The following is a 25,992-nucleotide window of genomic DNA, read 5'->3' as shown; positions in this document are numbered from 1 at the left end:
AATTAGTCCTAAATTTTTAGTTGGTGATACTTAGTAAGATTGTGTTTCATTTGCCACACTGATAACTGTAATATTCCCCAAAATTTCTTGTTCTTCTTTTGGCGGTAATGTTATAAACATTGATACTAACATAGAAATTATAAAAATAGCAATCATTGCATCTATATGCTCATAATTTTAGTTGTTTTTTGTTAAATCCAATTTTTTACACAAGCGATTCATTACTTTTATAAACAGAAAATTAAAGATACAAATAACTAAATTTTACCTATTAAGAAAACCGGAGATCTAATTTAAAGCATTTTAATTTATTTGTATCTAGTTCATCAAATAATATAATTGAGAAAACAATGGAAACCAAATAGATAAAAGTAAGGTTAGGTACCTTAAGTTTTCATTCCAGTATTTTTTTATTTTCTGATATCATATAAAAATTGATTCATTTTTATTCGTGTTCATTTAAATTAAAAGGTATATTTTTATATCTACAATTCTTTTTTATGGATAGTATATGTAAATGATAATTTTGACAAAGCTAAATAGAATAACTAAAGTCTACGTATAGAAATAAGTCAATTAAAGGGGGTAAAATGACTAAAACTAAAAATTTTAACTTTAAAAATACTTATTTCTAAATTAAGTTAGTAATCTACAGTAAAACATAAAAAAACACTATTGATAGAAAATATGCTAATTCTTGAAACCTTAAGTCAATACTGGTTCATCATCTTATTATTTTTTACAGTTGCAATTTTATACTCTTCCGTAGGTTTTGGCGGTGGTTCTAGTTATTTAGCAATTTTAGCATTAACAGGAATCCTATTTACTCAAATTAGAGCAACAGCGCTATTATGTAATATCGTGGTTGTTTTTGGAAATGTATTTTTGTTTCATCAACAGAAAAAATTGAATTATAAAAAAATAATTCCCTTAGTTTTTATAAGTATTCCACTAGCTTATTTGGGAGGGAAATTAAAAATTAGTCAAGATTTGTTTTTTATATTATTGGGCTTTACGCTTCTTTTTGCAGCAATTACCATGTGGATTTCAAAAAGAATAATTTCTTCGGATGAACAATCCATCAAAATAAACACAACTAGAAACGCTGCTTTTGGCGGAATAATTGGTTTTATTTCTGGAATGGTTGGTATTGGTGGTGGCATTTTTTTAGCGCCACTTTTACATTTAACAAATTGGGATACTCCAAAGAAAATTGCAGCAACCGCTAGTTTTTTTATTTTAGTAAATTCTATTGCTGGTTTATTGGGGCAATATTCCAATCCTGATTTTTATATCGATTGGAATTTAACATCCATCTTATTAATTACTGTTTTTATTGGCGGACAAATTGGAAACAGAATGAGCAACAAGTACTTTACTCCTATTCAACTAAAAAAGGCAACCGCTATTTTGATTGCCCTTGTAGGAATTAGAATTTTGATAAAATATTTTTTTTAATTATTTTTTCAACGCTTTCATTACATTTCCTCCTTGATATAAAGTTAATGCAGTTATTTCGCCTTTTTCATTTTTATAAAACTCAACCGATGCTTTTACTACTTTTAAAAAGAATTTAGTTTCAGATTCTGCAAACAATTCAAATTGAGGTTGCCCAGTTGCTTGTGCAAACAATTGATTTTCTTTTGCCGTAATTACGATATCAAAACCAGGCTGTAATCCAAAAACACCTTCGTAGGTTTTTAATACATCCGAAGAAACTGTTACAATTTCTTGTTCTTTAGCTGCTTCTTTATCTGTAAAAACACCCAGTTCTTTGTTAATTCTGTTTTTAAATAACGCTGCTTTTTTTCCATCTTTTATTAAAAAATCATACGAAATAAACCCACCTTCAAAAGAAAAAGAGTTTGCAGAAGTTGGATAAATCTTAAATAATTCTGGACTTCCTTCTCTTTGACTAAATAATTGACCATCCTTTAAAGTAATAAAGCGTAAAACTTCATTATTAAATTTATAAGTTCCTACCCATTTATTTAATTGTTCTGTTGATAATTTTACACTGCTACTTATTTCAAATTTAGGTTTATTAATGGTTAAAGTAGCTATTTCTAAAGCGATGGCTTCTGGTGATTGACAGTTACAATTAGAAAAAAGGATTACATATACGTTTTTACTTGGCACAAAAATACCCATTGATAAATATCCAGGAATTGCCCCACCATGTTCTATTGTTGGCACATCATTTATTTCATTAAGACTCCAACCATAACCATAATTTATTTTATCGCCATTATTTAATGTATAATTAGTAAATGCTTTATTTATAGTTTCTTTTTTAACAAAAACATTGGTACTTATTGCAGTTTGCCACTTTAACATATCATCTACTGTAGACATTATTGAACCTCCGGCATACGGCAATGTTAAACTAAGATATTGCGCATTTACAAACTGATCTGTTTTTCCATAACCAGAAGCTCTGTTTTTAATCAATTTTGTGCGACTACCGTAATAAGAAGATTTCATATCTATTTTATCAAAAATTCTTTCTTTAATAAATTTCGGATACGAGATTCCGCTAGCTTTTTCTATAATGTATCCTAAAATAAAATAGGCAGAATTGTTATATAAATATTTTTCTCCTGGATCAAAATCCATTGGTTCGTTCTTAAAAAAATCGATAAATGCTAAAGGAGTTTCGTCAATTGCAATAATTTTCTCAAAACTTGGCATAGACGTGTAACTCTTAATTCCGGAAGTGTGTGTTAATAAATGATGAATCGTAATTTTCTTTCCGTTCGTTGGATAATCAGGAATAAACTTCGTGATTTCATCTTCTAAACTTAGTTTACCATCTTCTAATAACATCAAAATTGAAACACTTGTAAATTGTTTGGTGATAGACCCAACTTCAAAAATATTTTCTGGAGTCATATTTACATCTAGTTCTAAATTGACTTTTCCAAAAGCTTTTCGATATAAAACTTTTCCATCTTTTGCAACTAAAGCAGAAACACCCGTTTCATTACTTTTAAACTGATTACTTAAAATTTTATCTATTTTAGACTCTAAACTTTGCGCTTGACTGTTGTTAAAATAAAGTGCGCAAATAATAATTAATACTGACGATTTTAAAAAGGAGTTAATTTTCATGTATAAAATTTAAGTTAGTTGTTTTCTATAGGACGATCTAAAGGCAAATAAGTTACAACTTTACCATTAATGAACAAAATACAACTACTATTTTAGACAATATTTCTACCTTTTTAAATATATTTGAAGCCTAAAATTAATTAAAAAATGTTATCAATTATTTTCACACTCTTCATGTTAGTTTTATTACAAGCGGTTCTTGGGTTCGACAACTTACTTTATATTTCTTTAGAATCTAAGAAAGCGCCAGAAACTGCTCAAAAAAAAGTTAGAAAAACAGGAATACTAATTGCAATTGTTTTAAGAATTGTATTGTTATTTGTGCTTGTTTCTATTATCGATTTTTTTCAAGAGCCTTTTTCTTTTTTAACCGGCGAAATTGAAAATATTATAAAATTTGCTTTTAACGGTCATAGTATAATTGTTTTATTGGGTGGCGGATTTATTATTTACACTGCCATTAAAGAAATTTGGCATATGATTGCTACTACAGATTTAGAACATTCTACAGACGGTAGTTCTAACCGTGAAAAATCATCGAACGCAGTTATTACAAGTATAGTGTTAATGAATTTAGTTTTTTCTTTTGATTCAATTTTAGCTGCAATTGGCCTTACAAGCGAAATAGAAAATTCGACTACAGCTTTTATTGTAATGGCAATTGCTATTGTTATTAGCGGACTTTTAATGTTATTTTTAGCAGATAGAATAGCATCCTTTTTAGCAAAAAACAGAATGTATGAAGTATTAGGATTGTTTATTCTATTTATAGTTGGAATTATGTTGGTTACCGAAGGTGGTCACTTAGCACATTTAAAACTTTTTGGAAACGAAATTGTACCAATGAGCAAAACAACCTTTTATTTTGTGTTGGCTGTTCTTGTAATTGTTGATGTTGTTCAAGGAAAATACCAAAAGAAACTACTTAGTAGAAATCATAAATAGCTAAAGACTAACCTCTAATTATTACTTATTTTTTGATTTATACTACTTTTTATTTTATGCTAAATGAGGTAAACTGCTGTAAAATAAATATTTAAAGAATTCTAGAGAAAACATTACGAGGTAGTGTTTTTTTTTGCCATGTAATTCTCTAATATGAATATCAGTAAATTCTATTTTGTTTAATTATTTATTCTTTTTTTTAAACAAAATTTACTTATATTTGTATAAAAAAAAAAGGTTTTCTATTATTAAAATATTACTTCCCTAAGTTATTTGTATTCATTACAAAAAAACGACAAAAGAAGTTTTTTGGTTGATTGATTGAAACCGCTACTTAATTGTAGCGGTTTTATAATTTTAGTTCTAAAATACTATCTTTAATTCTTTGTGTAGTAATCTGTAATACCCTTTTATGAACTTCGGATATATTAGCGGTATAAAACGCAAATTCATCCAACGAAAAATGACCGATAATAAAACCTAAAGTAAGATTTTTAAAGTTGTTATCTGTTTTGTAAATAGATGAAATTCTACTTCTCTTTTTCTGTTCTGTTAAATTAGAAAAATCTATTTTCCTTTTCTGTAAATAATTTTGAAATGAAGCTACTAATAAATGATGTTGCATTTTTATTATAGGACGAATTATTTCATTTTGAAATTTTTCTATATCTAAAGTTCCTGCATTTACTAAATCTGCTAAAATTGGTCTTTCTTTATTCTTCATCTAATAACTCATTTAATTCTAATTGATAATCATATTGTAAATCTTCATGCAATTTTTCTATAGCTTTCTTAATCATTTTTATTTGAGAGTCAAAAACATTTTGCAATCGCATACTTCTGCTCATTGATGGTTTCATTTCTTTTAATTTCTTGCAGAAATATAATAACAATTCAGTTTCTGTTTCTTTCTTTTTAGAGTACCTAATATATTTTTTTGTAAGGGTTAAAATTTTTCGGGCACTTTTTCTGATGTAAAAAAAACTCTTTGTATTAATCTCTAAAAAATGGATATCCATTTGATCTTTTATAGATTGAATGTAGGCATCTTCGTCATGAGATTCAAACAATAAATACGTAAGTAATTCTTTGTTTTCTTTTTTAAACCTCGATAAATGCAAACAGAGCTCTTTTAGCTCATTTGCAGATTTATGAGCTAATTCGTCTTTAAGTTGTTTTATAGTTACGGCTTTCATTTAGAAAGAAAATCCAACACGTTTTTCTCAATTCTATTTAAAACATCTTTTGTTGTTGCTTTTACAAATTGCTCTCCTGTAATTTGCTCAAACAACTCGATATATCTATTAGAAATTTCCATGATTTTTTCATCAGACATTTCTGGTATTTGTTGACCATCTTTACCTTGAAAACCATTTTCTATTAACCATTGACGCACAAATTCTTTAGACAATTGCTTTTGAGCTTCGCCTTTATTTTGTCTTTCTTGATACCCATCCGCATAAAAATAACGAGAAGAATCTGGTGTATGAATTTCATCAATCAACACAATTTTGCCTTCTTTGGTTTTTCCGAATTCATATTTTGTATCTACCAAAATTAAACCGCGTTTTGCAGCAATTTCGGTACCTCTTTCAAATAATTTACGGGTGTAATCTTCTAAAACTAAATAATCACTTTCTGAAACAATTCCGTTTGCTAAAATATTTTCTCTAGAAATATCTTCGTCATGATCGCCATTTGCTGCTTTGGTTGATGGTGTAATAATTGGTAATGGAAATTTGTCATTTTCTTTTAAACCCTCTACCATTTGCACTCCGCATAAAACTCTTTTCCCTGCTTTATACTCGCGAGCTGCATGACCAGACATGTAACCTCTAATAACCATTTCTACTTTAAAAGGTTCGCATAAATGACCTACTGCAACATTTTCATCTGGGTTTGCCAATAACCAATTAGGAACAACATCTGCAGTTTCATGCATCATTTTTGTTGCAATCTGATTTAAAATCTGACCTTTAAACGGAATTTGACGTGGTAAAATAACATCAAAAGCAGATAATCTATCAGTAGCAACCATTACTAAAACGTCGTTATTGATATTATAAACTTCTCTAACTTTCCCTTTGTAAACTGATTTTTGATTCGGAAACTGAAAATTGGTTTCGTTAATTGTATTCATTTTTAAGTAGTTGTTTGTTGATGCTTTTTTGTTGTTGGTTACAAAAATAAACTAAACACAATGAACCAACAACTAAAAACCAATCACTATTCTGTTTCTATCGTTTTATAAGCTGCTATAATTTCTTTAACTAACTTATGTCTAACAATATCTTTATCATCTAAATATACTTGTGCAATTCCGTTAATATCTTTTAAAGCCAGCAAAGATTCTTTTAAACCAGAAATCTGTTTTCTTGGTAAATCTATTTGCCCTGGATCGCCAGTAATAATAAATTTAGCACTTTTACCCATTCGCGTTAAAAACATTTTCATTTGATTGTGCGTAGTATTTTGCGCCTCATCTAAAATAACAAATGCATTGTCTAAAGTTCTACCTCTCATAAATGCCAAAGGTGCAATTTGTATAACTCCTTTTTCTATATGAGATTCTAGTTTTTCGTGCGGAATCATATCTCTTAATGCATCATATAAAGGTTGCATATACGGATCTAATTTTTCTTTTAAATCACCAGGAAGAAAACCTAAATTCTCACCAGATTCTACAGCTGGTCTTGTTAAAATAATTTTTCGAACTTCTTTTTCTTTTAATGCTCTAACCGCCAAAGCAACGGCAGTGTACGTTTTACCCGTTCCCGCAGGGCCAACAGCAAACAGCATGTCATTTTTTGACATTAATGCAACCATTTTACGCTGATTTTCTGTTTGTGGTTTTATCAACTTCCCGTTTACACCGTGCACTAAAACATCTTTTGCAAATTTTGCTGCGACTGACTTTTCTTCATTTCCGTTGGATGTTAAAATTTGCTCAATGCTGTTTTCATCCAACTTGTTGTATTTATTAAAGTACTTTATTAAACGTTCAAAACGAATTTCGAACTCGTCTAAAACGCCTGCCTCACCATAAATTTTTAATTTAGAGCCGCGAGCAACAATTTTTATTTTAGGAAAGTACCTTTTTAACTGCTCAATCGTACTGTTTTGTGCGCCAAAAAAATCCTTTGGACTTATGTCTGTTAACTCTATAATGCGTTCGTTCAAATGTTTAAATTTTTTAGAATATTAGTAAGAATTATTAAATTAAAAATAGGCATTAAAACTAGTAAATTGATTAGATTTGCGTAAAATAATCAACAACTTTTACACAATTAATTAACAGCCAAAAATTAAATGTCTTTTATTACATTAACTACAGATTTTGGAACAAAAGACCACTTTGTTGGGGCTGTAAAAGGTGCAATTTATTCTGAGCTTGCAGAAGCTAAAATTGTTGATATTACGCACGAAATATCCCCTTTTAACATTACCGAAACTGCTTATATTTTAAAAAACTCTTACAAAAGTTTTCCTGATGGAACCATTCATATTGTTGGTGTAGATTCAGAGTTAAGTGAAGATAACAAACACATTGCAATGGAATTAGACAAGCATTTTTTTGTATGTCCAGACAATGGTATTATCTCAATGATAGCATCAGAAATTAAACCTACAAAAATTGTTGAAATTAACATTCACGATCGTGTTGAAAGTAGTTTTCCTGTATTAGATGTTTTTGTGCAAGTTGCCTGTTTTATTGCGCGAGGAGGAAATTTAACAGTTATTGGCAAAGAAATTACAGAATTTAAAAAACTGATTGAAATTCAGCCAAAGGTAAATCAAGCTCAAACACAAATTATAGGTGGTGTTGTTTACATCGATAATTACGGAAATGTAATTACCAACATCAGTAAAAAAATGTTTAATGATATTGGTAAAGGACGCGCATATAAAGTAACTATATCTCGTTATTCTTTTAAAAAAATATATAAAAAATACAATGAAATTGTTGGCAACAATTCGGAAGATGCAAGACAGTTTGATGGTAATAAGTTAGCCATTTTTAACTCTGCTGGTTTCTTAGAAATAGCCATTTACAGAAGTAACTTAAATACTGTTGGTGGCGCATCCAGTTTATTAGGCTTAGAATACAGAGATCCAATAATTGTTGAGTTTTTCACTGAGACTAAGACAGAATACACGCTTTTATCTTAAACCTATGTTTGTTAGAATTGTAAAAATGAGTTTTCACCCAAAACATATTACTGAGTTTTTAATATTGTTTGAAGAAAAAAAAGAATTCATTAGAAGTTCTGATGGATGCAAATTACTAGAATTATATCAAGATAAAACCAACCCAGAAATATTTTTCACCTACTCTTATTGGGAAAGCGAAAATGATTTAGAAAATTATAGAAACTCAAATTTATTTAAAACAGTTTGGGCACAAACTAAAACCTTTTTTAATGACAAACCAGAAGCTTGGAGTGTTGATAAAAAAGTTTCACTTTATTAATAGTACTATGAAATTACAAAAAATTACATTTTTATTTTTTACACTTTTTACGCTAATTTCATTTTCTCAAATAGAAAAAGGAACTTTTTTAATAGGTGTAAATAGCAATTTAAATTTTAAATTTGAATCTTATACTGCAGATGGCGATAATTTTTCTAGAGATGCTGGCTCTGCAAAACAATTTATAATTTCTCCTGAAGTTGGTTATGCAGTAAAAAATAGACTTTTTCTTGGTTTAAGTCTAATATATGTATACTCAGATATTGATGACAAAGATTTTGGATATGCATCTGTTACAAATGCTACCTCAATTGCTCCTTTTATAAAGTATTATTTTTCAGGAGAAAAAATAAAACCTTTTTTAAGAGCAAGTTATGGTTTAGGCTCTGAAAAAAGTGATAGTCGTTTTTCATTCGGCTCAAATTCATTAATTACTTCTAAAGCTAGCATTTCTTCCTTGAACCTTGGTGGTGGAATAAGTTACTTTTTTAATGAACACGTAAATGTTGAGTTTAGCCTAAATTATTTAAGAGGTACAAGAGATCTTGAAGACCAACAAAATGAAACTTACATTACAAATAATTTTAACTCAAATATTGGTTTTACCATTTTTTTATAAACACTTATGAATTACAATTTTACTCCTTTTCCTGTTTTAGAAACAGAAAGATTAACTTTAAGAGCATTAAATTTAGACGATGCAAAAGCAATTTTTGGTTTAAGAACCAATAAAGAAGTTAATGAATTTATTGATAGAAAAACACCAAACAATCTTTCTGAAGCAAGAGCTTTTATAGATCGTATTTCTAATTTAACCTTAAATAATAAAGGCATTTTTTGGGTAATAGAATCTAAAAGTAACCATCAATTAATAGGAACCGTTGGTTTACGTAATTTTGAAGATGAAGAAGATTATGCAGAAATTGGCTACGAATTAGACCCAATTTCCCAGCAAAAAGGTTTTATGAGCGAAGCTTTTGAAGCAGTTTTAAAATTCGGATTTCAAGAAATGGAATTAAAAACCATCGAAGCATTTACACATAAAAATAATATGGATTCTATTTCGTTGTTAGAGAAACAAGATTTTGTTTTTCAACCAGAAATTAAAGATGAAGGTTTTGAAAATAATATTAGTTATCGATTAATTGCTTCTTAGTTTTTAGTTTTTAGTTTTTAGTTTTTAGTTTTTAAAAAACGAAAAAATCATATCATCGAACTATATAAATTTTAAATTTTTGAATCTTTGAACCCAATAAAAAGTAAAATTTGATTGCCATTTTAAAAAAAGAAATTAACTCATTTTTTGCATCACCAATTGCTTATTTAGTAATTGGTGTTTTCTTGCTGATAAATGGTTTGTTCTTATTTATTTTTAACGACGATTTTAATATTTTAAATACTGGTTTTGCAGATGTAACTCCGTTTTTTTATCTAGCGCCTTGGGTTTTTCTTTTTCTGATTCCAGCAATAACAATGAAAAGTTTTGCTGATGAATTTAATACAGGAACCATCGAACTTTTAAAAACAAAACCTTTAACCGATTGGCAAATCGTTTTGGGTAAATTTACAGCATCGCTACTTTTAGTTATCATTGCTATTATTCCTACTTTTATATATGTTTTTACTGTTTACAAATTAGGTAATCCTACTGGAAACATCGATTTTGGCAGCACTATTGGTTCTTATATAGGTTTACTTTTTTTAGCGGCAACGTATACATCCATTGGTTTGTTTACATCTACTTTATCAAAAAATCAAATTGTAGCTTTTATTCTAGGCGTTTTTATAACGTTTTTTCTTTTCTTCGGATTTGATGCCATTGCTACTTCTTTTGGAAACAGTAGTTTAACGATTCAAAAACTAGGAATTAACGAGCATTTTAAAAGTATTTCTAGAGGCGTTATAGACACAAGAGATCTTATTTATTTTTTAAGTGTAACTTTTTTCTTTTTATTCATTACTAAAACAAGATTAGAAAATGAATAAGAAGCTAAAAAATATTTTATTTCTGATGATTGGTTTGGTTGCTTTAAACACTATTAATCAATCATTTTACCATCGTTTTGATGTAACACAAGACCAACGTTACACACTTTCTGAAACTACAAAAACCATTCTTTCTAAGGTTGACAAACCACTTTTTATAACGGTCTATTTAGAAGGCGATTTTCCATCAGAATTTAAAAGATTACAAGTTGAAACGCGTCAATATTTAGAAGAATTAGCGGCAAAAAATAGCAATATTATCATCCATTTCGAAAATCCTGATGAGCAGCGCGAAGACTTGATAAAAAGAGGGATGATGCCAAGTCAATTAACCGTTGAAGAAGATGGTAAATTATCCGAAGCCATTATTTTTCCTTGGGCAGAAATTAACTTTGCCGATCAAACAAAAACAGTTTCATTATTACCAACAGCAATTGTTGCCAGCCAAGAAGAACAACTGCAAAAAGCGATTGAAAATTTAGAATATAGTTTTAGCAATGTTATAAATTCAATCACTCAAAAAGAACAAAAAACAATTGCATTTTTAAGTGGAAACGGACAATTAGCAGATATTTATTTGATTAGCTTTTTAAGTAAAGTTGCTCAAAAATACAGGTTGGCAAAATTCACGTTAGATTCTGTTGCTAAAAATCCGCAGAAAACCTTGCAGGAATTAAACTCCTTCGATTTGGCTATTATTGCAAAACCAACTCAAAAATTTACATCCGAAGAAAAATTTACCATCGATCAATTTATTGCAAACGGCGGTAAAACCTTGTGGATGATAGACAATGTGCAAGCAGATCAAGACAGTTTACTTGCATCAGGAAAAATGATGGCGTATCCAAGAGATTTAGACTTGACAGATTTGCTGTTTTCATACGGAATTAGAATAAACACAACACTTGTTAAAGATTTATATTCCGCAAAAATTGCCTTAGCAACGGGTACAGTTGGCAACCAAACTCAGTTTCAGAATTTAGATTGGTTTTACCATCCATTAGTTGGCGGTAATCCGAATAGTGCGATTACAAAAAACATTGCACCCGTGCGATTACAATTTGCAAATCAAATTGATACGCTTAAAAATAACATCAAAAAAACACCTTTATTACAGAGTTCGCCGTTAACTCAAAAAGTAGGAACGCCCACAATTATTGAGCTGCAATCTATTGCTGATGAGCCTTTAGAGCAAGAATACGTTTCGGGAAATCAACTGTTTGCTATTTTGCTCGAAGGCGATTTTAAATCAGCCTATAAAAACCGTGTAAAACCTTTTGAAACTTCACTTTTTAAAGAAAATGCAATCGATAATAAAATGATTGTAATTTCGGATGGTGATGTTGCTAAAAATCAAGTTTTAAAAGGAAAACCGACCGATTTAGCAAGAGATAAATGGACGAATGAAGAATTTGGTAATAAAGATTTTCTCTTAAATTCTATAGATTATTTATTAGATGATACAGGCTTAATCGAACTAAGAAACAAGACTTTAAAAATTAATGTTTTAGACAAGCAAAAAGCTTACAAAGAAAGAACTTTTTGGCAATTTTTAAATGTCGTTTTACCGCTAATTTTACTGTTTACTTTTGGATTTGTATTTAATTACTTGAGAAAGAGAAAGTATAGTTAGTTTTTAGTGAACATTAAAAAATAGTATGTTAAAAAGGTTCTCGATACAATTTTCTCAAAAAAATCGAAAATCACTCTAACTTACAACGAACTGGCATTTAGACCTTGCTAAAAATAAACTAATGAGAAATCTCGAATAAAAAGGGTAAAGCTTCAACGAGATCTTTTCACTTTCTTGCTCAGAATTATAAAACACTAAAAACCTTAAAACTAGACACTTAGCAAATCATCATGAATAAAAGTATAACCTAAAACTTCTTGTACTTTTTTAGAGCTTATAATTTTCCATTCGTAGATATCAGTATCCTCAAATTCTGGAACCTCAACATCATTACTTAATTTTGCAATTGTGTAAAACTCTCTTCTTGTTGGATGATGATTAGAGCAGGCATTAAAGGTTTCATTCCAACAATTTTGAGCAATAATTTCAAGAATAATTTCAATGCAATCTTCTTTATGAATCATGTTTACAAAACCTTTTGGTTGCGGAATTTTTCGACCGTTTTTAAACCAATTCGCAGGATGCCTTTGATCACCAAACAAACCAGCAAAACGAATGATTGTTGTTTCAAAAAAAGTATTTTCTCTAAACAAGTTTTCAATTTCTGTTAAGGGAGTTTTTAAAACTTCATCTTCTTCTGTGATTACTCTATTTAACATTCCGTACACAGAAGTAGAACTTATAAAAATTACTTTTTGAATGCTAGAACTTTCAATTTGAGCAATCAAATTTTCGAACCCGTCAATATCTTTAGAAGTAATTGCTATAATTAAAATATCCGCATTTAAAAAATCATCAAACTCTTCAAAGTCAGAAATATCAACGATATAGGGTTCGATATGATTCAGTTCTAAAAGCTCTAATTTTTCTTCGGATGTAGTAGAACCTTTTACGGTATAACCTTCATCTAACAAAGAAATTGCTAATGATTTCCCTAACCAACCAAAACCTAAAATACTAACATTTTTCATCTAAGAAACTCTATTTATAGCAACAAAGATACAATCCCTTATTTTAAGATTTTGTTAACAATTATACTATTTTGAAATCGTAGATTTAACAAAATTAATAAAACACAAATATCATGAAAAAAATATTATTAAGTTTATTTGTAGTAGCGATTGCGTTTTCTACAAATGCACAAAAAAAAGCACCTGCTAGTCCTTCTCAAAAAATTGAACAAGTAGTAGGTTTTACAACTATATCTGTAGACTATTCTAGACCAGGCGTAAAAGACAGAACTATTTTTGGAGATTTAGTTCCGTTTGATAAAGTTTGGAGAACTGGCGCAAATGCGAGTACTAAAATAACTTTTAGTAAAGATGTAATGGTTGGAGATGCAAAATTAGCAGCAGGAACGTATGCTTTGTATACAGTACCTAATGAAGAATCTTGGGACGTTATTTTTTATACGGATACTACAAATTGGGGAACTCCAAAAGAATGGGATGAAGCTAAAGTTGCTGTAAAAGTTGCTGCTGAAGTAATGCCAGTTCCTGATACTATTGAAACTTTTACAATTCTATTTGATGATGTAAAAGACACAAGCACTGTTTTAGGTTTCCTTTGGGAAAACACGTATGTTGGTGTACAAATTGATGTAACTAATTAACTTACAAAAAATTACATTTTAGAATCTCAAGTGAAAGCTTGAGATTTTTTTTGTTTAAACTATATTTTTATTATATTTTTTTCTGTTTAAAAAACACTAACTTAGCTAAATTGTGATGCAAATTACTACTTTTAAATTTAATTCAAGATTAAAACTATCAGCAAATAGTTGTTAAATTAATAAACAAGGTAAATGAAATACGAAATAAAAATTCCGAAACCATGCAGTGAAAAATGGAACGAAATGACCACAACCGAAAAAGGGGCCTTCTGTTTAAACTGTAATAAGGAAGTTTTTAATTTCACAGAAAAGTCAAATTATCAACTCTCAAGAATTTTAGATAGCAATCAAAAATTTTGTGGAAAATTTAAACCTGAACAATTAAACATAGAGATCTCTTCTTTACAAAATAATAAATACTCTAAAACCGGACTACTTTTTGGAATTACAACTTTGCTTTCCTTAACAACTCCAATATTTAGCCAAAATAAAACTACAGAAAAAATAAAAATAACGCAGTTAAATAGCGTGAATAAAGATACTGTTTTCAATAAAAAATTAAAAGATTCTTTAGAGATTAAAGGTCATGTATTTGATGAAAATGGAGGTTTACCGGGAGTAAACATCCTTTTAAAAGGATATTCTAACAAACTTGAAACTGATTTTGACGGAAATTTTACGATTACCATCAAAAAAACAGCATTAGATAAAAATCTTATTCTTATGTTTTATTATCTGGGATTTGAAATGCAAGAAATACAAATCAACCATGAAACAGAATATCTAAATGTAAAAATGATTGAAAATACTCTTGTTATAGAAGAAATTATAATGGGAGAAGTTGTAATAATAAATAAGCAAAATATATTTAGAAAAATTGTTAATATATTTAGAAGAAAATATTGAACAAAATTTCAACCTAAGACTACATAAAAATTAATTGCATTATAGTTTATCAAAGTAAATTTATTGTTCGTTTTTAAAGTATAGTAAAAAACAATTCATGTTAAATACCGCTAAAACTTCTTTAAAAAAAAAGTAAAAATACTAATTAATTATATTTAAAAATAATTCATTACATTTGTAATGAGCAGTTTAAGAAATAGTTATCAAGTAAACTTCTCTCACCCCCCAGCAAAATTTCCCCCAGAAATTAAAAAAATCGCTAATTATAAATAAATATTCCTCGCTATGGAAACATCAAATTTCAATAAAACTCTTGTTTTATTTTATGTAATTTTTATCTACAATATTTTCAATACTCAATCTCAAAATATTGCAATTAATGAGATAATGTCATCCAATAAAATTACGATTTCTGACGAAGATGGTGATTTTGAAGACTGGATTGAAATATATAACTATGGTTCTATAGCCATAAATTTAGAAGGATTTGGTCTAAGTGATAACGAATCTGATCCTAAAAAATGGATTTTTCCTAGAGTTACTATATATCCAGATCAATATCTATTAATTTGGGCTTCAGATAAAAATCGCATAATCCCAAATAAACCATTACACACCAACTTTAAAATTAGCTCTAATGGAGAGAAAATAATTATTTCTGACTCTTCTGGTAACATCATAAACAACTGCCCTTCTGTTGTTTTACAAAAAGATGAATCTTATGGGCGTCAAATAAACGGAACGGGTAATTGGTCTTATTTTTCATCTCCAACACCTAATTTATCAAATAATTCTCAAGTTGATGCAGAAAAATTGAATCCACCCACTTTTTCACATGTTTCTGGCCTTTACAAAAATCCATTTAACTTAGAACTTTTAAACGATAATACGAATGCAACAATTGTGTATACTTTTGATGGATCAGAACCAGATATTAACAACTTATCAGGCACAAGTTTTCAATATAAAAACATTTATCCAGATGATATTGGTGATCCTTTTGGTCCTTTTATTGACGAAACTTATGTATCTCAGATATACAATTCTTCAATTTTAATTAGAGACCGCTCTAATGATGTGGATAAAGTAGCAAACAAAAACTCAGTTCAAGATGACATTTATGTTCCTATAAACCCCGTGCGGAAAACCACTATCATTAAAGCAAAAGCTTTTTTAAACGGTAAAACTTCTGAAACAGTTGCAAAAACTTATTTTATTTGGAAAAACGGTAACCCTTATACAATACCAGTAGTTTCTATTCAATTACAAGAAAATGTATTGTTCGATTACTACGATGGAATTTATAATGCCGGTATAGATTTTGATACTTGGAGAGAGCAAAATCCTTCAGATAAAAATTCATACAAAGTTCAGAATAACAACTATTGGAGAAGCGGAAGAGAATGGGAATTTCCTGCAAGTGTAGAAATTTTTGATTCAAATTCTTTAAATCCTGTTCTAAATGTAAATGCAGGATTTAGAGTGCATGGAAATAATTCTAGAGGTAGTATCTTAAAAAGTTTAAGATTATATGCAAGAAGTGAGTATGATAATCAAAATACTTTTGAGCATAATTTATTAAAAGAAAAAATTCCTGGATCAGTTTTTAACAGCAGTAATAAAAGATTATTACTAAGAGGAGATGGAAGTGGTGGAGATGTTGCTTTTGACGTAGTTTTTAATAAATTAATGCAACCTTTTTACCATGGAATCACAAGAATTCAGAATGTTGTACATTTTATTAATGGAGAATATTGGGGTCTATCGGCTATAAGAGACCGTTTTGATGAATATCATTTTGCCTATAATTTTGGTTTAGATAAGGATAACGTACTAATTGTAGATTGTGACAAAGGAAGATGTGAACTTGGTGAAGGAGAAGAAAGCGATTTTATAAGTTATGAAGAAATGAGAGATTTCATTCTAAACAATGATATGAAGGTAAGCGAAAACTACAACAGAGCTGCCGAACTATTAGACATGGAGTCGCTTATAGACGAATTAATAATTCAAATATTTAGTGAAAGTAGAGCCCATGAATGGAATTTTTGGAAGGTAAGAAATCCTGAAAATAATTCTTACGGTGATGGGAAATGGCGCGCAATTACAAGAGATTTTGAAGCAACCTTAGCCGATGATCAAAATTGGTTAGAAGAACATGCCTTAACAACCGGAAAAGTCGATATTTCTATATTTGGAAACCTTTTAGAGAATGTAGACTTTAAAAATCAATTTATAAAAAGATTTGCAGATTTATCAAATTCTGGGTTCACAAAAGAAAGATTTAAAAATATAGTTAAAGAAACATTTGATGAGGTTACGCCTTATCTGGCTGAAGACATTAACCGCTCAGATGAAAGAGATGAGGGTTTTTATAGTAATTCTAGTAAAAGAAATCTTTTAGAATGGATAGAAGCGAGACCGTTAAGATTACAAAATCAAATAAAAACTTTTTTTAATATAAATAATACGTATCAATTTAATTTAAATATTTCTAATAAAAATGGAGGTTTTATTAAAATGAATACCATTTCTATAAAAAATACAACTGCGGGAGTATCTCAAAATCCCTATCCTTGGACGGGTCTTTATTATGAAAACATCCCTATTAAATTAGAAGCAAAACCTTTAAGTGGTTTTGTTTTCTCTCATTGGTCTGGAGATGCCTCTGGCACGAATCCTGTGATAACAATGAACCCTAGTAAGGACGCTAATATAATTGCAAATTTTAATAAAGATTCAAATACAGCTTCTCATTTAATTTATTTTTGGTTGAAAGATAATAGAATTCCTAACGATTTATCATTAGAAATATTGAATGCTACTTATTCCAGAAATGGACTGAATGCTTCTTTAAAATACACATCTTCTTTAACCGGTTACCCATTCTCTAAAACAAATGAAAATTGGCGTAAAGCTTCTTTAGAAAGAAAAAATGACCCAACAAATATAAACTACAAAGCAGAAGCTAATAATAATACTTTGTATACAGCAGACATTATAAGAGGATTACAAATTAAACAACCTTTTAAATTTGGCGAACTTGAAAATACAATAGAATTAGAATTTTCGACCACAAATTTTGATGAAATTAAAGTTTCTCTAGCTATAAAATCTGATGGTGCTGCAAACAGTTTATTAATTGATTACTTTGATGGAGATAACTGGTCTAACAGCAATTTAAGTGTAAATTCAAGCTCCGTTAATTCAAATTACTCCTTAAAACAGTTTGATTTTTCAAGTGTTGAAAGTGCAAATAATAACCCAAATTTTAAGGTTAGAATACGATTTAATGGAAATAATATGTTTGAAGAAACCGGAAAGACTGTTGTTCTAAATAATATTTCGGTAGAAGGCAAAAGCACCGATTCAGCTTTAAATACTAAAAATGTTTCATTAAAATCAAATCTTAACATTTTTCCAAACCCAACAAAAAAGAACATCCGAATTGTTTCAGAAAAAACGATAACAAGAATTTCTATTCATAATTTAATAGGACAAATAATTTATAATGAAAAGCCTAATAATCAAAACCAACTTATAAATTTAAAAGATTATAAATCTGGAGTTTATTTTATAACAATATATACCGATAATGAAAAAAGAACCTCAAAAATCATAAAAAACTAAATAGTATTAATACTCCAACCCAATCATCTTTCTAACTTCATCCAACGTTTTTATCAAGTTTTTAGAAAATTCAAAAGTCATTACATCACTTTCTTTTTTACTTCTTCTTAAAAGCTGATTGAAGTGTTCTGTTTCAAAATTATAACCAATTGTTTTGTATCCAAAATCGATAGTTTCTTCATTCTTACCTTGAATAATTGTTACTGTAGAAGGCGCATGAAACTGTGTATTAATTTTTACAATCGCAGCATCAAAAGTGTAAATTGCTTCGGTTTTTGTTTCCTCTAACAACGTACTTTTTAAAGTAGCTTTTGCGTCTTTATACTTAAAAATCATGGTACACTCAGCATCTGCTCCTGTTTCAAAAAAAGTAGCTTTTGTATCAATATCATCAGGCATTCCTAAAGTTGACAAAGCTGCAAAAATTGGATAAATTCCAATATCTAATAAACTTCCTCCGCCAATTTCTTTTTTAAACAACCTACTTTCTAAATCGAAAGTTGGCTTAAACCCAAAATCCGCCTCTAAACTTTTTAAATTTCCAAATTTCTCGTTTTTAACAAGTTCTAAAACATAGTTAAAATGCGGTAAAAAGAACGTCCATAAAGCTTCCATCAATAAGACATTATTTTCTTTTGCAACAGCAATCATTTCTGTAACTTCTTGCAAATTCATTGCAAAAGGTTTTTCGCACAAAACTGCTTTTTTGTTTTGCAAACAAAGTATGGAATGTTGTTTATGAAAACTGTGTGGAGTAGCAATATAAACGGCATCTACATCCGTATCTTTCGCTAATTCTTCATAAGAATTATAGGCTTTTTTTACATTGTATTTTTGCGCAAAATCATTCGCATTTCCCTGATTTCTTGAAGCAACAGCCACTAATTCTGTATCATCTAAAGCTGATAAATCTGTTGCGAATTTGTTTGCTATTTTTCCGAGACCAATAATTCCCCAACGTATATTTCTTTTTTCCATAAATTACTCTATCCCAATTGTTTCGATCGCTTCACTCCTATTCTCTTTTGAGGGAACCATAAACTGTAACAGAATTGCAATTGCCATTACCAAAGCACATCCTAATAAATTTAACCATAAATACGGCAACCAGTCTAATATAAAAACCCCAATAATTAGAACTTGCGTAATTAGTGCTGCTATAAAAACAGCATTTCCTTTTACAAATTTGATAAAAAATGCTAACAAGAAAATACCTAAAACGTTTCCGTAGAAAATAGAACCAATAATATTTACTAACTGAATTAAATTATCAAATAAATTAGCAATACACGCCACAGAAATCGCTATAATTCCCCAAACTAGCGTAAACCACTTAGACGCTTTTACATAATGTGCATCGCTCTTTTCTTCCTCAATATTTCGCTTATACAAATCCATTGCTGTTGTGCTGGCCAACGCATTTAATTCGGATGCTGTAGATGACATTGCTGCCGATAAAATAACCGCTAATAAAAGTCCTATTAATCCTCTTGGTAAATTATTTATAATAAAATGAATAAAAACATAATCTTTATCATTTGACTCTATCTTCTTTAAATTATTTTCGTCGGAAACCTTATTAATAATGTCTTTTGCAGCTTCTTTAATTTCTAAATCTCTTGCATTTAAATCTCGAATTTGTTGTTTTTCAGCAGCTTGAAAACCATCAGCAAAAATTACTTTTTTAGTGTTTTCAATATTGATGTGTGCGGCTTCTAATTGTTGATATTCTTCAACATATTTCGACTTTGCAACTTCTTCATTTGCTCCTGGATTAAAATTTAATGGCGATGGATTAAATTGATAAAACACAAAAACCATCACACCAATTAACAGAATAAAAAACTGCATGGGCACTTTTAACAATCCGTTAAAAATTAAACCTAACTGACTTTCTCTAACAGATTTGCCTGATAAATAGCGCTGCACCTGACTTTGATCTGTTCCAAAATAAGAGAGCATTAAAAAGGTTCCTCCCAAAATCCCTGTCCAAACTGTATATCTATTGCTTAAATCAAAAGAAAAATCTAACACTTGCATTTTATCACTTGCACCCGCAATTTCTAGGGCTTTTGTAAACGTAATATCCGCAGGAAGCTGACTCATAATCATATAAAAAGCAATAACCATTCCTATAAAAATGATAATCATTTGTTGCTTTTGCGTAACATTTACGGCTTTTGTTCCTCCAGAAACCGTGTAAATAATTACTAAAAACCCAATGATAATATTTAAGGTTAATAAATCCCAACCTAGCACTGCACTTAAAATAATTGCTGGCGCAAAAATGGTAATTCCCGCTGCCAAACCTCGTTGAATTAAAAATAAAATGGCTGCTAAACTTCTAGTTTTTAAATCGAATCTACCTTCTAAAAACTCATAAGCTGTGTAGACTTTCAACTTGTGATAAATAGGTATAAAAACCACACAAATTATTACCATAGCAATTGGCAATCCAAAATAGAATTGCACAAAACCCATTCCGCTATGAAACGCTTGACCTGGAGTTGATAAAAACGTAATTGCACTGGCTTGCGTTGCCATAACAGACAAACCTATCGTCCACCATTTCGAGTCGTTTCCTCCTTTTATATAATCCGTTACATTGCTGTTTTTTCTGGTTACATAGGTTCCGTAACCAACAATAAATAATAATGTCCCTGCAAGAATTATCCAATCTATATAATGTAATTTGCTAGTAATATCCATCAATTAAACTGTAAAATAATTAGTGATCAAAAAGAATATAATGATGTAAACAAGATTTGCAATCAACACAAAACTGTATTCTTTTTTCCAAGTGTATTTTTGTTCTTTCATTATATCTTATATTTTTAAGAAGCTAATTCCTGCTTATTGGGCTAAACTTGATTCAGTATCTAACTCGCTTTTTTTAGTGTGCGCTAGATACAAATGTGCGAAAGGCAAATTCACTCGAACTGACACTAAAAAAGAGCCCAAACAACTGTTTCAATCAGGGCTAAACTTATTTGCTAACTTTTAGATTATCTATAAACTAATACTTAAGTTTATTACTTATTCTTTAAATTTAGTTTTAGAAAAAGTTCTCGATACAAATTTGCAAAAAAGCAGATTTACTCGAACTGACATTTTTATTCCAACTTTCTAACACCCAATTTAAAGATTTTAAACCTACTTCTTTTTCCCAACAGACAACATGTTTGCAAACAACTTATACGCTCCAGAAACTCCTGCAGGCAATTCTCTAAAGAAACTTAAACCTGTATAAATGTAATTTCCTTTTCCATATTTAGCAATTAATAAACTCCCGTTTTTTGCCGTTTCACCTTTATCATTCATAGAAAAAATGGGCGAATATTCCGTACTCCAAGAGTCAGGAAAATACAAGCCTCTTTCTTGCACCCAACCTTTAAAATCATCCGCAGTAATTTTATTTGGGAAATTTAAAATTTCATGATTTTTATCAATAATTCTTACATCAGCAAATTCATCTGTAACTCTATCATTAGATAAATTTAAAGTAAAGGGTGCAAAAACATCTACACCTCTATCTGTGTTGTATTGCACAACCATATTTCCGCCTTTTTCAACATATTGTAGCAAATATTTTTGTTTAAATTTTAACTCATCAACAACATTATAAGCTCTAATTCCTAAAACAATTGCGTCAAACTTTAGTAAATTTTTTTCATCTATTTCCAATGGATTTATCTCAACAACCGTGTATCCAATTTGTCTTAAATCTTCAGGAATTGCATCACCTGCACCATTGATATACCCAATATAGCTTCCTACTTTTTCAATATTTAAACGAACAATTTTAGCTTCTGAATTTAACAAAATCGATTGCTTTGGAATGTGATTATAATTGATTTCAATTAATTCTTTTTGATACGTTTCTCCTCCCGAAGTCGCAATTACTTTTAGTATACCTTCTGCTTGATTTTTTGGAGGTGTCACTAGAAACTCAACCGTTTTTTTATCGTTTTTTTGACTGATATTAAAATCGATTTCTTTAGGTGAAACAACCCAATTTTCTGGAGTTTGCAAACTCACTTTTCCTGCTATATTATTAGCACCTGCTCTAACTTCTACTAAAACTTTTTGAGGAGCATCATCAGAAAAAATAAGTACTTTATTTTTTAACTTTGTAGTAATTATTGGTAAAATCTCAAAAGGCTCATAAATTTCACCTTTATCACGCTCAGAAAATCTATGAACTATATTTTTGGTAATAGTAATAGGTACACTGTTAATCGTTAAATTAAAATCAATTTTTGCAGGTCTTGGCGTTTCAGGCTTTCCAATTAACAATTGATTATCAACCTTATAAACACCTAAAGAACCTTTTTCTTTTAACCAATAAGGATCAGAAAAAGCATTAGTTTTTAGATTGATTGTTTCTTTAAATTCAATTTTCTTATTTGGTACTAAATCAACTTCTTTTACACTGTTTCTTTTATCAATAGTAGATGTAATTGAAGTTAACTCAATTTGAATTGTACTTCTATTTAAAGCTTCTAACTCAACTTCTACAGCGGCATTTGGCGTTCCGTAAGAACTATTTACCGATGCTTCTAAATACAAACCAGCACAAGCCTCAATAATTTCTTTGAGTTGTTTTTCTTTAATTTCGCGCCAATGTGCATCTTCTAATTTTTGGATTAATTGATAGGCTTCCATCAATTTTGGTAGATGTTTAGACGGATTTACAAAATCAAAATTTTCTTCAACATCGTATAAAACAACACCAATTTCACCTCCGTTGTTTATACGATTCCAAGTGGTGTTAATTCCCGAAAAAATATCATTTTTATCTTTTAAAGGATCTCCTTTTAAAAATTCTACATATTCTTCTTGTTCGCCTCTGGTGGTTAATCTACCAAAACCTTGACACAAATGTTGGCTACTTGCCATTGACGCTAACTCATTGTTAGACAAGCCTTTTAAAGGATAATAAACACCAACATCAAAAGAAGTTAACTTGCCTTTTGTGGCGTTGTCAAAGTCTTCTTGATTTCTATAAAACCAAGAAGAAGTGTTAAAAAACAATCGTTTCGGAGTCCAAACACTGGTATGTTTTAGTTGATCAGAAAACTGAGAACGATCACTAGCCAAGTCAAAAGCTTCTAAGCTTAACATAGCAGAAGCTGTATGATGACCGTGTGTTGAACCCGGAGTTTTATGATTAAATCTATTAATAATAACGTCTGGTTTAAAAGTTCGAATTGCCCAAACAACATCGCTTAAAACTTTTTCTTTATCCCAAATTTTCAAGGTTTCATCTGGATGTTTAGAATAGCCAAAATCGTTTGCTCTTGTAAAAAACTGTTCGCCACCATCAATATGCCTTGCAGCTAATAATTCTTGCGTTCTTATAACACCTAATAATTCACTAATTTCTGGACCAATTAAATTTTGACCACCATCGCCTCTGGTAATCGATAAATAACCCGTTCTAGCTTTTACGTTGTTTGCTAAATATGCAATTAAACGAGTGTTTTCATCGTCTGGATGTGCAGCAATATAAAGAGCTGTTCCTAAAAAATTAAGTTTTTGAATTTTTTCGAAAATCTGATTTGAGGTTAATTTCTCTGGTTTCTGTGCAAAAACGGTACTAAATATAAGTAAGAAAGAAATGGTACTAAAAAAGGTGTTTTTCATTTGTTTGGTTTGATAATAAAACAAAAATAGCTTTTTTAAGACCTAAAAGCCACCAATTAACATAATTATAACGTTTTAAATCCATTAACAAAATGGGGATAACCTGTTGATAAATTAATTTTTAAAGTCACTTTTTTAGAATATATTTGTAATTCGAATCAAGAAAAGAAATTAAATGAAATTTATTGTATCAAGTTCACAATTATTAAAGCAATTACAAGTTTTAGGTGGCGTTATAAATAGCAACAACACATTACCAATTTTAGATAACTTTTTATTTGAAATTTCTAAAAATCAGTTAAAAGTCTCAGCATCAGATTTAGAAACAACAATGAGTTCTGTTGTAGATGTAGAAAGTGACAGTGTTGGTTCTATTGCTGTTTCTGCACGTTTGCTGTTAGATACTTTAAAAACTTTTCCAGATCAACCTTTAACCTTCAAGACAGAAGGTGCTAATACAATAGAAATTAGTTCTGATCAAGGAAAATATGACATGGCTTATTTTGGTGGAGATGAGTTTCCAAAAGCGGTTTCTTTACCATCACCAAGTAAAACCATAATTCCTGCACATATTTTAGGAACTGCAATCTCTAAAACAATCTTTGCCGCTGGTAACGATGATTTACGCCCTGTAATGAGCGGAGTATTTTTTCAATTTAGCTCTCAAAGTTTAACTTTTGTTGCTACGGATGCGCATAAATTAGTAAAATATTCTAGAACAGATGTTACTGCAGATCAAACGGCAGAATTTATTATGCCAAAGAAACCTTTAAATTTATTAAAAGGAATTTTAGGTGGTTCTGATAGCGAAGTTACTATTGAATATAATGATGCTAATGCAAAATTCACGTTTGATAATGTGGTGTTAGTTTGTCGTTTAATTGACGGAAAATACCCAAATTATGAAGCTGTAATCCCTAAAGAAAATCCAAATAAACTAACTGTTGACAGAGCATCTTTTTTAAACTCTGTAAGACGTGTTTCTATTTTCTCTAGCAAAACGACGCATCAAATCCGTTTAAAAATGGCAGGAACAGAATTAAATATTTCTGCAGAAGATTTAGATTTCGCCAACAAAGCAGACGAACGTTTAAGTTGCGATTATCAAGGAGATGATATGCAAATTGGTTTTAATTCTCGTTTTTTAAGCGAAATGTTAAACAACCTGAGTTCTAATGAAGTTTTAATTGAAATGTCTTTACCAAACAGAGCAGGAATTTTAACTCCTATTGATGGTACAGATGAAGGTGAACAAGTTACCATGCTGGTAATGCCAGTGATGTTGAATAATTAATTTTTAATAAAAAAGATTCTTTTGAATCAAGATATAAGATAAAACCACAATTGAAAGATTGTGGTTTTTTATGCTTTATAATTATGAGAAAATGAATTACTATCTTGTGAAGGATAAACAACCAAAAATCTATGATTAAATTCTTCCGAAAAATTAGACAAAACTTACTGTTACAGAATAAAACAGGCAAATATTTTAAATATGCCATTGGAGAAATTGTTCTTGTCGTAATTGGGATATTGATTGCGTTGAGTATAAATAACTGGAATGAAAAAAAAGCGAATGACACAAAAATAGCATTCATATTTGAACAAATTAAGCGAGAACTTTTGGAAGATGCTATAACTGCCAATAATTTAAATATATTTTGGGAACGCCAAGATTCTCTTTATAAAATTGCCATGAGCGATTCTGCAACTATTAAAATGTATAAAGAATCTCCTCAACTTAGATCCTTCTTTTATTTTGCTGAACAAAACACCATTCAAACAAATGGTTTTGAACTATTGAAACTAAATGCCAATTTAACAGAAGAAAGTTTGAGTCCATTAATTTCTAAAATGTCGAAAATGTATAATTACTATACACAAGAATTTGAAATTAATCTCCATGAAATGATTGTGACTATTAATAATCATACTCAAAAAATGGCAGAGAAGCATGATTGGTATTATAAAGACAGAAAAAGTGATGAATGGCTCAACTATTTAGTGAACAGTTCAGAGCATAAAAACAACCTAACATTATATGGTACCGCT

The 25,992-nt window shown here is 29.6% G+C and carries 21 protein-coding genes and 1 pseudogene; 13 read left to right on the top strand and 9 right to left on the bottom strand.

What is annotated here, in order from left to right; all coding sequences use genetic code 11:
- Positions 1 to 675: 675 nt before the first annotated feature.
- Positions 676 to 1,458 (top strand): sulfite exporter TauE/SafE family protein, encoded by a 783-nt coding sequence (locus BTO16_RS01575; RefSeq protein WP_245891921.1) that lies wholly within the window; start codon positions 676 to 678, stop codon positions 1,456 to 1,458.
- On the opposite strand, the gene BTO16_RS01570 is transcribed toward BTO16_RS01575, so the two are convergent.
- The gene (locus BTO16_RS01570; protein WP_105019925.1) at positions 1,459 to 3,111 is read right to left on the bottom strand and encodes a serine hydrolase; all 1,653 of its coding nucleotides are present in this window, start codon (positions 3,109 to 3,111) and stop codon (positions 1,459 to 1,461) included.
- A gap of 147 nt (positions 3,112 to 3,258) precedes the next feature.
- On the opposite strand from BTO16_RS01570, the gene BTO16_RS01565 reads away from it, so the two are divergent.
- The gene (locus tag BTO16_RS01565; RefSeq protein WP_105019924.1) at positions 3,259 to 4,056 is read left to right on the top strand and encodes a TerC family protein; all 798 of its coding nucleotides are present in this window, start codon (positions 3,259 to 3,261) and stop codon (positions 4,054 to 4,056) included.
- Positions 4,057 to 4,405: 349 nt separating this feature from the next.
- Here BTO16_RS01565 and BTO16_RS01560 read toward each other — a convergent pair whose 3' ends face one another.
- The 4 genes from BTO16_RS01560 to BTO16_RS01545 form a co-directional block, all read right to left on the bottom strand.
- Complete coding sequence (locus BTO16_RS01560; RefSeq protein WP_105019923.1) at positions 4,406 to 4,780, bottom strand: glyoxalase; 375 nt, start codon at positions 4,778 to 4,780, stop codon at positions 4,406 to 4,408.
- Positions 4,770 to 5,252, bottom strand: a complete 483-nt coding sequence (locus BTO16_RS01555) for a hypothetical protein (protein ID WP_105019922.1) — start codon at positions 5,250 to 5,252, stop codon at positions 4,770 to 4,772. Before BTO16_RS01555 ends, BTO16_RS01560 begins: the two co-directional genes overlap by 11 nt.
- A complete protein-coding gene (locus BTO16_RS01550; protein ID WP_105019921.1) occupies positions 5,249 to 6,196 on the bottom strand; it encodes a phosphoribosylaminoimidazolesuccinocarboxamide synthase in 948 nt (315 codons plus the stop codon). The genes BTO16_RS01555 and BTO16_RS01550 overlap by 4 nt, the downstream gene beginning before the upstream one ends.
- Positions 6,197 to 6,282: 86 nt before the next feature.
- Complete coding sequence (locus BTO16_RS01545) at positions 6,283 to 7,236, bottom strand: PhoH family protein (RefSeq protein WP_105019920.1); 954 nt, start codon at positions 7,234 to 7,236, stop codon at positions 6,283 to 6,285.
- 129 nt (positions 7,237 to 7,365) lie between these two features.
- Between BTO16_RS01545 and BTO16_RS01540 the strand changes: the two genes are divergently transcribed.
- The 6 genes from BTO16_RS01540 (at position 7,366) to gldG (ending at position 12,146) form a co-directional block, all read left to right on the top strand.
- Entirely contained in the window at positions 7,366 to 8,226 is an 861-nt protein-coding gene (locus BTO16_RS01540) for an SAM hydrolase/SAM-dependent halogenase family protein (protein ID WP_105019919.1), read from the top strand.
- A 4-nt stretch (positions 8,227 to 8,230) separates the two neighbouring features.
- A complete protein-coding gene (locus BTO16_RS01535) occupies positions 8,231 to 8,527 on the top strand; it encodes a putative quinol monooxygenase (RefSeq protein WP_105019918.1) in 297 nt (98 codons plus the stop codon).
- Between the two features lie 7 nt (positions 8,528 to 8,534).
- Positions 8,535 to 9,146: an outer membrane beta-barrel protein gene (locus BTO16_RS01530; protein WP_170064396.1), complete on the top strand. Its 612-nt coding sequence runs from the start codon at positions 8,535 to 8,537 to the stop codon at positions 9,144 to 9,146.
- Positions 9,147 to 9,152: 6 nt separating this feature from the next.
- Positions 9,153 to 9,683: a GNAT family N-acetyltransferase gene (locus BTO16_RS01525; protein ID WP_105019916.1), complete on the top strand. Its 531-nt coding sequence runs from the start codon at positions 9,153 to 9,155 to the stop codon at positions 9,681 to 9,683.
- A 110-nt stretch (positions 9,684 to 9,793) separates the two neighbouring features.
- On the top strand, positions 9,794 to 10,513 hold the full coding sequence (gene gldF / locus BTO16_RS01520) for a gliding motility-associated ABC transporter permease subunit GldF (RefSeq protein WP_105019915.1): 720 nt from the start codon (positions 9,794 to 9,796) through the stop codon (positions 10,511 to 10,513).
- Positions 10,506 to 12,146 carry a gliding motility-associated ABC transporter substrate-binding protein GldG gene (gene gldG / locus BTO16_RS01515; protein ID WP_105019914.1) on the top strand — a complete coding sequence of 547 codons (1,641 nt, stop codon included), beginning with the start codon at positions 10,506 to 10,508 and terminating at the stop codon, positions 12,144 to 12,146. The genes gldF and gldG overlap by 8 nt, the downstream gene beginning before the upstream one ends.
- 209 nt (positions 12,147 to 12,355) lie before the next feature.
- Here the strand turns inward: gldG and BTO16_RS01510 are convergent, their stop codons facing one another.
- A complete protein-coding gene (locus BTO16_RS01510; protein ID WP_105019913.1) occupies positions 12,356 to 13,117 on the bottom strand; it encodes an NAD(P)H-binding protein in 762 nt (253 codons plus the stop codon).
- Between the two features lie 113 nt (positions 13,118 to 13,230).
- Here BTO16_RS01510 and BTO16_RS01505 point away from each other — a divergent pair, with 113 nt between their 5' ends.
- The 3 genes from BTO16_RS01505 to BTO16_RS01495 all read left to right on the top strand — a co-directional run bounded on the left by BTO16_RS01505 (position 13,231) and on the right by BTO16_RS01495 (position 18,294).
- On the top strand, positions 13,231 to 13,758 hold the full coding sequence (locus BTO16_RS01505; RefSeq protein WP_105019912.1) for a DUF2911 domain-containing protein: 528 nt from the start codon (positions 13,231 to 13,233) through the stop codon (positions 13,756 to 13,758).
- Between the two features lie 192 nt (positions 13,759 to 13,950).
- Positions 13,951 to 14,664 (top strand): carboxypeptidase-like regulatory domain-containing protein, encoded by a 714-nt coding sequence (locus BTO16_RS01500; protein ID WP_105019911.1) that lies wholly within the window; start codon positions 13,951 to 13,953, stop codon positions 14,662 to 14,664.
- Positions 14,665 to 14,949: 285 nt separating this feature from the next.
- Entirely contained in the window at positions 14,950 to 18,294 is a 3,345-nt protein-coding gene (locus BTO16_RS01495; protein WP_105019910.1) for a CotH kinase family protein, read from the top strand.
- 6 nt (positions 18,295 to 18,300) lie between these two features.
- Here the strand turns inward: BTO16_RS01495 and BTO16_RS01490 are convergent, their stop codons facing one another.
- From BTO16_RS01490 to BTO16_RS01480, 3 genes are all read right to left on the bottom strand, one after another.
- A complete protein-coding gene (locus BTO16_RS01490; RefSeq protein WP_105019909.1) occupies positions 18,301 to 19,272 on the bottom strand; it encodes a Gfo/Idh/MocA family protein in 972 nt (323 codons plus the stop codon).
- 3 nt (positions 19,273 to 19,275) lie between these two features.
- The gene (locus BTO16_RS01485) at positions 19,276 to 21,003 is read right to left on the bottom strand and encodes a sodium:solute symporter (RefSeq protein WP_105019908.1); all 1,728 of its coding nucleotides are present in this window, start codon (positions 21,001 to 21,003) and stop codon (positions 19,276 to 19,278) included.
- A 444-nt stretch (positions 21,004 to 21,447) separates the two neighbouring features.
- Positions 21,448 to 23,940 (bottom strand): PIG-L family deacetylase, encoded by a 2,493-nt coding sequence (locus BTO16_RS01480; protein ID WP_105019907.1) that lies wholly within the window; start codon positions 23,938 to 23,940, stop codon positions 21,448 to 21,450.
- Positions 23,941 to 24,115: 175 nt separating this feature from the next.
- Here BTO16_RS01480 and dnaN point away from each other — a divergent pair, with 175 nt between their 5' ends.
- Together dnaN and BTO16_RS18030 are read left to right on the top strand one after the other, a co-directional pair.
- The gene (gene dnaN / locus BTO16_RS01475; RefSeq protein ID WP_105019906.1) at positions 24,116 to 25,234 is read left to right on the top strand and encodes a DNA polymerase III subunit beta; all 1,119 of its coding nucleotides are present in this window, start codon (positions 24,116 to 24,118) and stop codon (positions 25,232 to 25,234) included.
- A gap of 131 nt (positions 25,235 to 25,365) precedes the next feature.
- Positions 25,366 to 25,563 (top strand): annotated as a pseudogene (locus BTO16_RS18030) (DUF6090 family protein); the annotation flags it as partial.
- Positions 25,564 to 25,992 lie beyond the last annotated feature (429 nt).

This window comes from Polaribacter glomeratus (assembly GCF_002954665.1).
GTDB classification, from domain to species: domain Bacteria; phylum Bacteroidota; class Bacteroidia; order Flavobacteriales; family Flavobacteriaceae; genus Polaribacter; species Polaribacter glomeratus.
Note: the sequence above shows the minus strand (reverse complement) of the source record. Positions and strands in the feature narration are given on the sequence as shown.

What these genes read in the sequence shown, in the direction of transcription:
- BTO16_RS01570 (WP_105019925.1), bottom strand. Translation starts at nt 3,111, where the DNA reads ATGAAAATTAACTCCTTTTTAAAATCGTCAGTATTAATTATTATTTGC.
- BTO16_RS01565 (WP_105019924.1), top strand. Translation starts at nt 3,259, where the DNA reads ATGTTATCAATTATTTTCACACTCTTCATGTTAGTTTTATTACAAGCG.
- BTO16_RS01560 (WP_105019923.1), bottom strand. Translation starts at nt 4,780, where the DNA reads ATGAAGAATAAAGAAAGACCAATTTTAGCAGATTTAGTAAATGCAGGA.
- BTO16_RS01555 (WP_105019922.1), bottom strand. Translation starts at nt 5,252, where the DNA reads ATGAAAGCCGTAACTATAAAACAACTTAAAGACGAATTAGCTCATAAA.
- BTO16_RS01550 (WP_105019921.1), bottom strand. Translation starts at nt 6,196, where the DNA reads ATGAATACAATTAACGAAACCAATTTTCAGTTTCCGAATCAAAAATCA.
- BTO16_RS01540 (WP_105019919.1), top strand. Translation starts at nt 7,366, where the DNA reads ATGTCTTTTATTACATTAACTACAGATTTTGGAACAAAAGACCACTTT.
- BTO16_RS01535 (WP_105019918.1), top strand. Translation starts at nt 8,231, where the DNA reads ATGTTTGTTAGAATTGTAAAAATGAGTTTTCACCCAAAACATATTACT.
- BTO16_RS01530 (WP_170064396.1), top strand. Translation starts at nt 8,535, where the DNA reads ATGAAATTACAAAAAATTACATTTTTATTTTTTACACTTTTTACGCTA.
- BTO16_RS01525 (WP_105019916.1), top strand. Translation starts at nt 9,153, where the DNA reads ATGAATTACAATTTTACTCCTTTTCCTGTTTTAGAAACAGAAAGATTA.
- gldG (WP_105019914.1), top strand. Translation starts at nt 10,506, where the DNA reads ATGAATAAGAAGCTAAAAAATATTTTATTTCTGATGATTGGTTTGGTT.
- BTO16_RS01510 (WP_105019913.1), bottom strand. Translation starts at nt 13,117, where the DNA reads ATGAAAAATGTTAGTATTTTAGGTTTTGGTTGGTTAGGGAAATCATTA.
- BTO16_RS01505 (WP_105019912.1), top strand. Translation starts at nt 13,231, where the DNA reads ATGAAAAAAATATTATTAAGTTTATTTGTAGTAGCGATTGCGTTTTCT.
- BTO16_RS01500 (WP_105019911.1), top strand. Translation starts at nt 13,951, where the DNA reads ATGAAATACGAAATAAAAATTCCGAAACCATGCAGTGAAAAATGGAAC.
- BTO16_RS01495 (WP_105019910.1), top strand. Translation starts at nt 14,950, where the DNA reads ATGGAAACATCAAATTTCAATAAAACTCTTGTTTTATTTTATGTAATT.
- BTO16_RS01490 (WP_105019909.1), bottom strand. Translation starts at nt 19,272, where the DNA reads ATGGAAAAAAGAAATATACGTTGGGGAATTATTGGTCTCGGAAAAATA.
- BTO16_RS01485 (WP_105019908.1), bottom strand. Translation starts at nt 21,003, where the DNA reads ATGGATATTACTAGCAAATTACATTATATAGATTGGATAATTCTTGCA.
- BTO16_RS01480 (WP_105019907.1), bottom strand. Translation starts at nt 23,940, where the DNA reads ATGAAAAACACCTTTTTTAGTACCATTTCTTTCTTACTTATATTTAGT.
- dnaN (WP_105019906.1), top strand. Translation starts at nt 24,116, where the DNA reads ATGAAATTTATTGTATCAAGTTCACAATTATTAAAGCAATTACAAGTT.